Genomic DNA, 10,929 nt, shown 5'->3' on the forward strand with positions numbered 1-10,929 from the left:
ACATCAGCCAGTGCAAGGTGATCGAGAGTTTTCCATACCGGTGTACTGCTGAATCTCGGGTCATACAGAGCCTCTTGAAGATCGGTGGCGGCTGCCGACTCATTTCGTGCAGCCTGGATCCGGTTTCGTCGAACCGACCGGCGCCACCCTGCCTGTCCAGTCTTAAGACAATCTGAAGATAACCTTCAGACTTCGTTAAGAATCGCCTTTGATACTCCCCCCAAACTGACTCGGGGAGGCGTTCTTACCCATGCACGATTTTGACTGGAACATTCCTCTGCCCCTGCACTTCGGTCAAGCCGAAACCTCGCAGATGAGTCTGGCCAGGGCCTTGCCGGACGATACCCAGCGACCCGTCTTCGAAGCTTTTATCCAGCAGCGTTTTCGCAAGGCCCATGGCGCCGATATCCGCCATTTCATGCCACAACTGTTCGGCCTGAGCGATGAGTCCGACACGCTGTGTGCGGTGGCCGGCCTACGACTGGCCAGTGCCGAACCCTTGTTTCTGGAGCGTTACCTGGACGAGGCGATCGATCCGCTGATCAGCGCCGCTGCCGGCCAACCGGTGGACCGGGCCGGGATTGTCGAGGTCGGTAACCTCGCAGCCAGCGATACCGGTAGCGCGCGGCTGAGCATCGTCGCCATCACCTATCTGTTGGCCATGGGCGGGCTGGAATGGGTGGCGTTCACCGGCAACATCGGGCTGGTAAACAGTTTTCATCGCCTGGGTTTGAAGCCGGTGACGCTCTGCGCCGCCGATCCCGAGCGGTTGGGCGACGACCGTCACCACTGGGGCAGTTATTACGAGAGCCAGCCATGGGTGCATGTCGGCAACATCCGCGCCGGCTTCATTCATTTGCGCAACATCGGCCTGTTCAATCGCCTGGGGCTGCCAACCTCCCTTGAGGAGTCCAGCCATGTCGCCTGAAATGGAGCGTTTCAAACAAACCCTGCGCCATCACGCCGAACACAAAGGCAACGCCGTCGCCCTGTGGGGCGATCAGTTGAAACTCGACTACGCCACGCTGTACGCCGAGGTCACGGATCGCCAACAGCGTCTTCGTGATGAGCACGTCAAAGTGGTCGCGCTGGCCCTGGACAACGGTACCGAGGCGATGCTCTGGGACCTGGCCATCCTGTTCGAAGGCCTGACCTGCCTGACGTTGCCGCCCTTCTTCAGCCCGGCACAACGCATTCATTGCCTGCAACAGAGCCAGGCCGAACGGGTGATTGCCGAGCCGGAACTGGGCGCCGAACTGCAAGGGGCCGGCTACGAACACACAGGCGAATTCTGGCGTCGTTCCTTCAGCGGCCCGAACCTCATCCCCGAAGGCACCGCCAAACTCACCTTCACTTCCGGCACCACCGGCACACCCAAAGGTGTATGCCTGAGCGCCGAAAGCCTTTTGCGAGTGGCCCGTGAACTGGATCAGGCGAGCAAGCCCACCCATCCGCGACATCACTTGGCACTGCTGCCCCTGGCGATCCTGCTGGAAAACCTCGGTTGTTATGCCGCGCTGTATGCCGGCGCGACCCTGAGCGTGCCGAGCCAGAAAACCCTGGGCATTCAGGGGGCCAGCGGTGTCGATGTGCCGCGCTTGTTGGGGTGTCTGGCCTCCCGCGCGCCCGAGAGCTTGATCCTGGTGCCACAGTTGCTGCTGATGCTGGTCAGCGCCGCCGAGCAAAAAGCGTTCAACCCCCAATCGTTGCGTTTTGCCGCCGTGGGCGGTGCGCGGGTTTCCGAAGAACTGCTGCATCGTGCCCAACGCATCGGCATGCCAGTGTATGAAGGTTACGGATTGTCAGAATGTGCGTCGGTGGTGTGCCTCAATCGCCCCGGAGCACACYGCCCCGGCAGCGTCGGCCGGCCCCTGCCCCATGTCGAAATTCGCCTGGCCGACGACGGCGAAGTGCTGGTCAAGGGCTCGACCCTGCTCGGCTATCTGGGGCAAGCGCCCTACCACGATGAATGGTGGCCGACCGGCGATCTCGGCGAGTTCGACCCGGAAGGTTTTCTCTACCTCAACGGGCGCAAGAAGCATCAGTTCATCACCAGTTTCGGCCGCAACGTCAACCCGGAATGGGTCGAGGCCGAACTCACCCAGCGTCGCCACATCGCCCAGGCGTTCGTCTACGGCGAAGCGATGCCGAGCAACCACGCCCTGCTCTGGCCCCATCGGCCGGACTGCACCGATGAAGAACTGGCCACCGCCGTGGCCCAGGCCAATGAGGCCTTGCCCGATTACGCTCAGGTTCATCACTGGACCCGTCTCGATCAACCGTTCACCCCCGCCAACGGCTTGCTGACCGCCAATGGCCGACCGCGCCGCGATGCCATTGTCGAACGTTACCGGGCGCTGCTCACTGAATCCGTTTTCCCCGAGGTATCTGCACCATGAGTTTTTTCGACACGCTGCAAGAAGCCACCTATCAAGAACGCCACGAGCTGTTCAATCTGCCGATCATCCGCGATGCCCTTGAGGGCAACGTGAGCCTGGACAGCTACCGCGCCTTCCTCACCCAGGCCTACTACCATGTGCGCCATACCGTGCCGTTGATGATGGCGTGCGGCGCACGTCTGCCGCAGCGTCTGGAATGGCTGCGCAAAGCGGTGTGCGAGTACATCGAGGACGAATACGGCCACGAACAGTGGGTGCTCGACGACATCGCAGCCTGTGGCGGCGACAAAGACGCCGTGCGTGATGGTCGTCCATCGCTGCCGATCGAGTTGATGGTCAGCTTTCTTTACGACCTGATTGCCCGGGACAACCCGGTGGGCCTGTTCGGCATGGTCAACGTGCTGGAAGGCACCAGCATCGCCCTGGCCACCCACGCGGCCGGCAGCATCCGCGAACGCCTGGCGCTGCCGGAGACCGCCTTCAGCTACCTGAGCTCCCACGGCTCACTGGATATCGAACACATGCAGACCTACCGCCGCTTGATGAACCTGCTCGAAGACCCGGCCGACCAGGCTGCGGTGATTCATGCCTCAAAGGTCGTGTACACGCTCTACACCGACATGTTCCGTGGCCTGCCGCGCGATGGGGAGAATCTGCATGCGCCCGTCTGAGGCTCGCGTGGTATTGACCGGCGCCAGTGGCGGCATCGGCCTGGCCATCGCCGGCACCCTGTGTGCCAGTGGTGCACACGTATTGGCCGTGGCCCGGCATCGAGAGTCGCTGGAGCCCTTGCTCGAGCGCTACCCGGAGCAGTTGCGCTGGGTCGGGGCGGACCTGACCCTGCCCGACGACCGGCGCAAAGTGCTGGCGGCGGCCGAGGCCATCGGCGGCATCAACCTGCTGATCAATGCCGCGGGCGTCAATCACTTCGCCATGCTCGAACAACTCGATGACAGCGAGATCAACGCCATGCTCGCGGTGAACGTCGGCGCGCCGATCAGCCTGACCAAGTTATTGCTGCCGCTGCTCAAGCAGGCCGAGAGTGCCATGGTGGTGAACGTCGGTTCGACCTACGGCTCCATCGGCTACCCCGGTTACGCCAGCTATTGCGCCACCAAGTTTGCCCTGCGCGGTTTCTCCGAAGCCCTGCGCCGGGAACTGGCCGATACCCGGATCAACGTGCTCTACGTCGCCCCCCGAGCGACCCGCACCAGCATGAACAGTGCGGCGGCCCAAGCGCTGAACGATGCGCTCAAAGCCAATGTCGACGACCCGCAAACCGTTGCCTCGGCGGTCATCCACGCCATTGCCGGTGACCGTCGCGACTTGTACCTGGGCTGGCCGGAACGCTTTTTCGTGCGCCTGAACAGTCTGTTGCCGCATCTGGTGGACCGTGGCTTGCGCAAGCAATTGCCGCTGATCCGTCGCCTGAGTCAGAAGCCCGATAAGGAGAGCCTCAAACCATGAAGAAAATTCTCACTTGCTTGTTGCTCGCCGTGCTGAGCCAAAGCGTCTGGGCGCTGGAAGCCGCCGATCAGCAGCGCCTCAATGCCATTCAACAAAGCTGGGCGCACATCCAGTACGAATTGCCTGCCGAACAGCGCAGCGCCGCCTTCGAAAAACTCGCAGCCCAGGCCTCGGCGTTCACCCGGGAACGCCAGTCCCTGGCCGAAGCGTGGATCTGGTCCGGCATCGTCACCAGCAGTTGGGCCGGCGCCCAGGGAGGCCTCGGTGCCCTGAGCAAGGCCAAGGCCGCCAAAGTCGATCTGGAAAAAGCCCTGGCCATCGATCCCAAGGCCCTRCAAGGCTCGGCCTACACCAGCCTCGCGGCGCTGTATGATCGGGTGCCCGGCTGGCCTATCGGTTTCGGCGACGCCGACAAGGCCGAAAAACTGTTGAAGCAGGCCTTGGACCTGAACCCGACCGGCATCGACAGCCTGTACTTCTGGGGTGATCACCTTTACCGTCAAAAGCGCTATGGTGAAGCTCGGGATGCCCTGCAAAAAGCCCTGCACGCCGCGCCCCGTCCTGGCCGGGAAAGCGCCGACGCCGGGCGTCGCAAAGAGATCGAAGCATTACTGGGTGACGTGAACAAGAAACTCGACTGACAGGAGTCCCGTGTGCGCTTATTACTGATCGAGGATGACGTAGCCCTTGGCGAGGGCATTCATCAGGCCCTGGGCCGTGAGGGTTACACCGTCGACTGGCTGCAGGACGGCAGCAACGCCTTGCATTCACTGCTCAGCGAAACCTTCGATGTGGCCGTGCTCGACCTCGGCCTGCCGCGCATGGACGGTYTSGAAGTGCTACGCCGCTTGCGTGACAGCGGTTCGAACCTGCCGGTGCTGATCCTCACCTCTCGGGATGCCACTGAAGACCGCATCGCCGGGCTGGATGCCGGCGCCGACGATTACCTGGTTAAACCCTTCGATCTGGCCGAACTCAAGGCTCGCCTGCGAGCTTTGTTGCGCCGCAGTGCCGGTCGCGCGCAAGTGCTGATCGAACACGCTGGCATCTGCCTGAACCCCGGCACCCAGCAAGTCAGCTATCAGGGCGAACCGGTGGCGCTGACGCCCAAGGAATATCAACTGCTCCATGAATTGCTCTCGCCTCCGGGCCGGGTCATGACCCGCGATCACCTGATGCAACTGCTTTACGGCTGGAACGAAGAAGCCGAAAGCAACACCCTGGAAGTGCACATCCATCACTTGCGCAAGAAGTTCTCCACCGACCTGATCCGCACCATTCGTGGGGTGGGTTATCTGGTGGAGGAGCGTCGATGACTTCGATCCGGCGTCGCACCCTGACGCTGATCATCGGCCTGATGCTGACGGGGTTGGCAATCCTCAGCGTGTTCAACCTGCACGACAGCAATCACGAAATCGCCGAAGTCTACGACGCCCAACTGGCGCAGAATGCCCGGCTGCTGCAGGGTGTGATGCGCATGCCGCTGGCCAGCCATGAACACGCCGAACTGTATCAAGCGTTCAACAAGGCCTTGAGTGAAGCGGTGCCGGGCGTCGATGGTCACCCCTATGAAGGCAAAATTGCCTTTCAGGTGTGGAATAGCAAAGGCGAAGTGCTGGTGCACACCGCCAGCGCCCCCTCCTTCACCGTGCCGCCGACGACACATGGTTTCAGCGATGTGGTGGATTTGAGCAGCCGTCATTGGCGGGTGTTCGTGCTCGAAGACAAAGAGAATGACCTGCGCATCTGGGTCGGTGAACGGGACGACGTGCGTGCAGACCTGGTCGACCGGATCGTGCGTCACACCCTGTGGCCCAATGTGCTGGGCAGCCTGATGCTGGCGGCCATGGTCTGGCTGGCCATTGGCTGGGGGCTCAAACCCCTGGCCGATATGGCGGCAACGTTGCGGGCACGGCACAGCGGTTCTCTGGAGCCGTTGCAACTGACCCCGTTGCCCAGCGAACTGGAACCGATGCAAGCGGCGCTCAATCGGATGCTCGCGCAAATTCAAGAGGTGCTTGGCCGTGAGCGGCGCTTCATCGCCGACGCCGCCCACGAATTACGTACGCCACTGGCCGTGTTGCGGGTGCATGCGCAAAACCTGCTGGAAGCCGGCACGGAACAGGAGCGTCGTGAGTCCCTGGCGTTTCTGATTGCCGGGGTCGACCGCGCCAGCCGTCTGGTCAATCAATTGCTGACCATGGCCCGTCTCGAACCCAAGGCTGTGACGCCGGTGCTGCACAGCATCGACCTGAGTGAAATCGTGCGCGCCAGCCTGGCCCAGCTCACACCCTGGTTACTGAGCAGGAACCTGGAACTGGCTTTCGACGCCGAGGATCGGCCTTTCAAAGTCCTCGCCGACGCCGGCACCATCGACATCGCCCTGAACAACCTGGTCACCAACGCGGCGAATTTTTCGCCGGAGCATGGCGTCATCACCGTGCAATTGAGCCAGGACGACGGGTTCTACAATTTGAGCGTCCAGGACCAGGGACCGGGCATCGACGAAGCGGATCGCGCACGATTGTTCGAACGCTTTTACAGCCGTGGAAACACCGGCGGCGCAGGCTTGGGCCTGGCCATCGTCAACACCATCGCGACACGGCTGGGTGGGCGGATTACCCTGGTCAATCCGCCAGAAGGTGGGTTGCGGGCGACGCTGTCCATTCCTGTTGACCAGCACCATTGAACACTCTGTGGCGAGGGAGCTTGCTCCCGCTGGGCTACGTAGCGGCCCCAAAATCTGAACAATCGCCGATTTTTATGAGTGCTACGCACTCAAGCGGGAGCAAGCTCCCTCGCCACAGGTTTCTCACTGACTCAAGATTCCATTACCCGAGCGAGGCTAGCCCGCGAAGAACGATAACGCGGTGTGCCAGACCTGACGCCTTCGCAGGCAAGTCGGATCGCAGCACCGCTCGCTCCTACAAAGGAATGGAGCCTCGCAGCAGAGCCTGCTCACGCTCACACAACTCCACCACGTAATCCCACAACACCCGCAGCCGCACCGACTTGTGCAGCTCGCGCCGCGTACTGATCCAATAACTGCGCTGGATGCTTTCGTCCGGCAGCAACGGCACCAGTTCAGGATCAGCGCTGGCCATGTAGCACGGCAGCACGGCGATCCCCAGACCCGAGCGTGCGGCCTGTTGTTGGGCGATGACGCTGGTGCTGTGAAACACCACCTGGGGGTTGCGGCAGAAGCTGTTGAGGAACATCAGTTCCTGGCTGAATAACAAGTCGTCGACGTAGCCGATCCACGCATGGCGGCCGAGGTCTTCGCGGCTGCGCAGTGGTGGCGAGCGGTCCAGATAGGCTTGGCTGGCGTAGAGCGCCAGTCGATAGTCGGTGAGTTTGCGGGTGACCAGCATGTCGGCGGCCGGGCGTTCCAGGTGAATGCTGATCTCCGCTTCACGGTTGAGGATGCTGACGAAGCGCGGCACCGCCACCAGTTCCACTTCCAGCCCCGGATAGCGTTCGAACAAGCCGTTCATGCGGCTGGCGAGGAACATGATGCCCAGCCCCTCCGTTACCCCGACGCGGATCTTGCCCAGCGGCGCGGTGGATTGGGTGATTTCTTCCTGGGCCAGTAGCGCGACGTTTTCCATGGCCTCGGCGTGCTTGAGCAGCGCTTCGCCAGCCGGGGTCAATTCGTAGCCTTGGGCATGCTGGACGAACAGCGCGGTGCCGAGGCTTTTTTCGATGGCCTCGATGTGCCGGGCCACGGTGGCGTGGGTGGTGTTCAAGCGGCGGGCGGCGGTCAGCAAGCGGCCGCTGCGCTGCAATTCAAGAAAAAACCGCAGGTCATTCCAGTCGAACATGAACCATCCTTGACGTTATGCCGTTAACAACGCTGTTTAAAAACGCACAGCAGCTGCGCAAAAACTAACATTCTTTTAACGAAAGCTAACAACTAGGATGACTGACAACAAGAACAACAATACGAGGTCAGGGATGCAGACTTCCCTTGATGAATACGATTACATCGTGGTCGGCGCCGGGCCGGCCGGGTGTTTGCTGGCCAATCGACTGTCAGCCAACCCGCAACACCGCGTGTTGCTGCTCGAAGCCGGCGGCCGCGACAACTATCCGTGGATTCACATCCCCGTGGGTTACCTGTTCTGCATCGGCAACCCGCGCACCGACTGGTGTTTCAAGACCGAGTCGCAACCGGGCCTGCAAGGCCGCGCCCTGAGCTACCCGCGCGGCAAGGTACTCGGCGGCTGTTCCTCGATCAACGGCATGATCTACATGCGCGGCCAGGCTGGCGACTACGATGGCTGGGCGGCCGAGGGTAATCCTGGGTGGGGCTGGCAAGACGTGCTGCCGCTGTTCAAACAGAGCGAAAACCATTTTGCCGGCGATTCGGAGTTTCACGGCGCCGCCGGCGAATGGCGGATCGAGCGGCAACGTCTGTCGTGGCCGATTCTCGATGCCTTCCGCACTGCTGCCGAACAAAGCGGCATTGCCAGCATCGATGACTTCAACCAGGGCGACAACGAAGGCTGCGGCTATTTCCAGGTCAACCAGAAAGCCGGGGTGCGCTGGAACGCGGCCAAGGCGTTTCTCAAACCGGTCCGTCACCGCACCAACCTCACGGTGCTGACTGATGTTGAAGTCGACCGCGTGCTGCTGGAAAACGGCCGTGCCTCGGCGATCAGCGCCCGTTGGCAAGATAAGGCGAAAACCTTCAAGGCGCGCAAGGAAATCATCCTGTGTGCCGGCTCCGTCGGTTCACCGGGCATCCTCCAGCGTTCCGGCATCGGCCCTCGCCCGCTGTTGCAACAACTCGGCATCGGCGTTGCCCATGAACTGCCCGGCGTGGGCGGCAACCTGCAGGACCACCTGCAACTGCGGCTGATCTACAAACTGGAAAACGCCCGCACCCTGAACCAGATCGCCGGCACGTTGTGGGGCAAGATGGGCATGGGCCTGCGTTATCTGTATGACCGCAGCGGCCCATTGTCCATGGCCCCAAGCCAACTCGGCGCCTTCGCCCGTTCGGGGCCGGAACAGACCTCGGCGAACCTCGAATACCACGTGCAACCCCTGTCGCTGGAGCGTTTTGGCGAACCGCTGCACGCCTTCCCCGCCTTCACCGCGTCGGTCTGCGATCTGCGCCCGCAAAGCCGTGGGCGCATAGACATTCGTTCCGCCGACCCGCGAGAAGCGCCGCTGATTCAGCCCAATTACCTGAGCCATCCCGAAGACTTGCGCGTGGCAGCCGACGCCATCCGCCTGACCCGCCGCATCGTTCGCGCCCCCGCCCTGCAAGCGTTCAAACCGGTGGAATACCTGCCCGGCGACAGTTTGCAGAGCGAAGAGCAATTGCACGAAGCCGCCGCCCGCATCGGCACCACCATTTTCCACCCGGTGGGCACCTGCCGGATGGGCAACGACGCGGACGCAGTAGTCGACGCTGAGCTGCGCGTGCATGGAATCCCCGGCCTGCGCATCGCCGACGCCTCGATCATGCCGCGCATCACCTCGGGCAACACCTGCTCGCCGACATTGATGATCGCCGAGAAAGCCGCGCAACTGATCCTCGAAACAACCGCAAGGAGTTTTGCCCCTGACGAAAAAGCACTGACCGCAGTCTCTTGAGCAAAGGAATAGCGGCACCCGCCCACAAGGCTGGCGTCGACAGTGGAACAACAAAAACAATCACTGTGAGGGATACCGATATGTCAGAACATGTTCAGCCCCTGGAAGCCGTCCGCAGCGCGGGCACCAGTCAGGAAACCCAGAAAGTCATCTTCGCCTCGTCCCTGGGGACGGTGTTCGAGTGGTACGACTTTTTCCTCTACGGCGCCCTCGCGGCGGTCATCAGCAAACAGTTCTTCGCCGGGGTCAACGACACCACGGCGTTCATTTTCGCGCTGATGGCCTTCGCCGCCGGCTTCATCGTGCGCCCATTCGGTGCGTTGGTGTTCGGACGGTTGGGGGACATGATYGGGCGTAAATACACGTTCCTCGCGACCATCGTCCTCATGGGCCTGGCAACCTTTCGTATTCCGTTTCTGTTTTCGATCGTGCTGCTGGGCATTTCCACCTGGATTCGCCTGAGCCTGCACGAGTCGCCTGCGTTCGTGAAAATGAAAGAGGAAGGCAAACTCTGCAAGTCGCCGCTGCGCGACTCCTTCGGCAAATGGGAAAACCTTAAAGTGGTGCTGATCGCCCTGTTCAGCATCAACGCCGGGCAAGCGGTGACCTTCTATGCCGCGCAGTTCTACGTGCTGTTCTTCCTCACGCAGTTCCTGAAAATGGACCCGGCCCTGGCCAACAGCCTCCTGATTGTCAGCGTGATCATTGGCGCACCGTTCTTCATTTTCTTCGGCTGGCTGTCGGATAAAGTCGGGCGCAAACCGGTGCTGATGATCGGCCTGCTGCTGGCGACTGCACTGTACTTTCCGATCTTCAAGTCCATCGCCCACTACGCCAACCCGGCCATCGACCAGGCCAGCCGTCAGGCACCTATCACCGTGCTGGCCGACCCGGCCACCTGCACCTTCCAGTTCGACCCGGTGGGCAAGGCGAAATTTGATAGCCCGTGCGACAAGGTCAAAACCTTCCTGGTCAAACAAGGCCTGCCCTACAACAGCGAAGCGGCCCCGACCGGCAGCGGCGTGCAGGTGAGCGTCGGTGACGTGAAGCTCGACGGCTTTGACGAAGCGGCCCTGCGTGGCGCAGTGACCCTGGCCGGGTATCCGTCAAAAGCCGACATCCAGCTGATCAATAAACCGATGATCGTGGTGTTGATCGTCGCGCTGATCATCATCTCCGCCATGTGCTACGGCCCGCTGGCGGCGCTGATGGTCGAACTGTTCCCGACCCGCATTCGCTACACCTCGATGTCCCTGCCCTATCACATCGGCAACGGCTGGTTTGGTGGTTTCCTGCCGACGGTGTCGTTTGCCCTGGTGGTGTACACCGGGGACATCTTTTACGGGTTGTGGTACCCGGTGGTGATTACCGGGGTGAGCCTGGTGGTGGGGATGATGTGTTTGCGCGAGACGAAAAACGTGGACCTCGATAAAAACTGAGCGCTAACGGGAGGTTAGTT

At 61.6% G+C, this 10,929-nt stretch carries 10 protein-coding genes; 9 read left to right on the plus strand and 1 reads right to left on the minus strand.

Going from position 1 to position 10,929, the window contains the following annotated elements; genetic code table 11:
* Positions 1-250: 250 nt before the first annotated feature.
* The 7 genes from AC1DLB_RS11195 to AC1DLB_RS11225 are packed head-to-tail and all read left to right on the plus strand — an operon-like array spanning position 251 to position 6,555.
* Positions 251-928, plus strand: coding sequence for a thermostable hemolysin (locus AC1DLB_RS11195; protein WP_436275452.1), 678 nt, complete (start codon positions 251-253; stop codon positions 926-928).
* Positions 918-2,399, plus strand: coding sequence for an AMP-binding protein (locus AC1DLB_RS11200; RefSeq protein ID WP_477785008.1), 1,482 nt, complete (start codon positions 918-920; stop codon positions 2,397-2,399). Before AC1DLB_RS11195 ends, AC1DLB_RS11200 begins: the two co-directional genes overlap by 11 nt.
* Positions 2,396-3,070, plus strand: a complete 675-nt coding sequence (locus AC1DLB_RS11205; RefSeq protein WP_018929743.1) for an iron-containing redox enzyme family protein — start codon at positions 2,396-2,398, stop codon at positions 3,068-3,070. The genes AC1DLB_RS11200 and AC1DLB_RS11205 overlap by 4 nt, the downstream gene beginning before the upstream one ends.
* Complete coding sequence (locus AC1DLB_RS11210; RefSeq protein WP_477742942.1) at positions 3,057-3,866, plus strand: SDR family oxidoreductase; 810 nt, start codon at positions 3,057-3,059, stop codon at positions 3,864-3,866. The genes AC1DLB_RS11205 and AC1DLB_RS11210 overlap by 14 nt, the downstream gene beginning before the upstream one ends.
* Positions 3,863-4,507, plus strand: a complete 645-nt coding sequence (locus tag AC1DLB_RS11215; RefSeq protein ID WP_204123811.1) for a tetratricopeptide repeat protein — start codon at positions 3,863-3,865, stop codon at positions 4,505-4,507. Before AC1DLB_RS11210 ends, AC1DLB_RS11215 begins: the two co-directional genes overlap by 4 nt.
* 12 nt (positions 4,508-4,519) lie before the next feature.
* Positions 4,520-5,182, plus strand: coding sequence for a response regulator (locus tag AC1DLB_RS11220; RefSeq protein ID WP_477785009.1), 663 nt, complete (start codon positions 4,520-4,522; stop codon positions 5,180-5,182).
* Positions 5,179-6,555 carry a sensor histidine kinase gene (locus tag AC1DLB_RS11225; RefSeq protein WP_477742941.1) on the plus strand — a complete coding sequence of 459 codons (1,377 nt, stop codon included), beginning with the start codon at positions 5,179-5,181 and terminating at the stop codon, positions 6,553-6,555. The genes AC1DLB_RS11220 and AC1DLB_RS11225 overlap by 4 nt, the downstream gene beginning before the upstream one ends.
* A gap of 235 nt (positions 6,556-6,790) precedes the next feature.
* On the opposite strand, the gene AC1DLB_RS11230 is transcribed toward AC1DLB_RS11225, so the two are convergent.
* Positions 6,791-7,687, minus strand: coding sequence for a LysR family transcriptional regulator (locus tag AC1DLB_RS11230; RefSeq protein WP_018929748.1), 897 nt, complete (start codon positions 7,685-7,687; stop codon positions 6,791-6,793).
* Between the two features lie 133 nt (positions 7,688-7,820).
* On the opposite strand from AC1DLB_RS11230, the gene AC1DLB_RS11235 reads away from it, so the two are divergent.
* Together AC1DLB_RS11235 and AC1DLB_RS11240 are read left to right on the plus strand one after the other, a co-directional pair.
* Positions 7,821-9,470: a GMC family oxidoreductase gene (locus AC1DLB_RS11235; protein WP_064618346.1), complete on the plus strand. Its 1,650-nt coding sequence runs from the start codon at positions 7,821-7,823 to the stop codon at positions 9,468-9,470.
* Between the two features lie 80 nt (positions 9,471-9,550).
* Positions 9,551-10,909, plus strand: a complete 1,359-nt coding sequence (locus AC1DLB_RS11240; RefSeq protein ID WP_477785010.1) for an MFS transporter — start codon at positions 9,551-9,553, stop codon at positions 10,907-10,909.
* The last annotated feature ends 20 nt before the right edge of the window (positions 10,910-10,929 follow it).

The organism is Pseudomonas sp. 05N434 (genome assembly GCF_056396965.1).

Excerpts from the sequence above, each read along its gene's own strand:
- AC1DLB_RS11195 (WP_436275452.1), top strand. The coding sequence starts at position 251 with ATGCACGATTTTGACTGGAACATTCCTCTGCCCCTGCACTTCGGTCAA.
- AC1DLB_RS11205 (WP_018929743.1), top strand. The coding sequence starts at position 2,396 with ATGAGTTTTTTCGACACGCTGCAAGAAGCCACCTATCAAGAACGCCAC.
- AC1DLB_RS11210 (WP_477742942.1), top strand. The coding sequence starts at position 3,057 with ATGCGCCCGTCTGAGGCTCGCGTGGTATTGACCGGCGCCAGTGGCGGC.
- AC1DLB_RS11225 (WP_477742941.1), top strand. The coding sequence starts at position 5,179 with ATGACTTCGATCCGGCGTCGCACCCTGACGCTGATCATCGGCCTGATG.
- AC1DLB_RS11230 (WP_018929748.1), bottom strand. The coding sequence starts at position 7,687 with ATGTTCGACTGGAATGACCTGCGGTTTTTTCTTGAATTGCAGCGCAGC.
- AC1DLB_RS11235 (WP_064618346.1), top strand. The coding sequence starts at position 7,821 with ATGCAGACTTCCCTTGATGAATACGATTACATCGTGGTCGGCGCCGGG.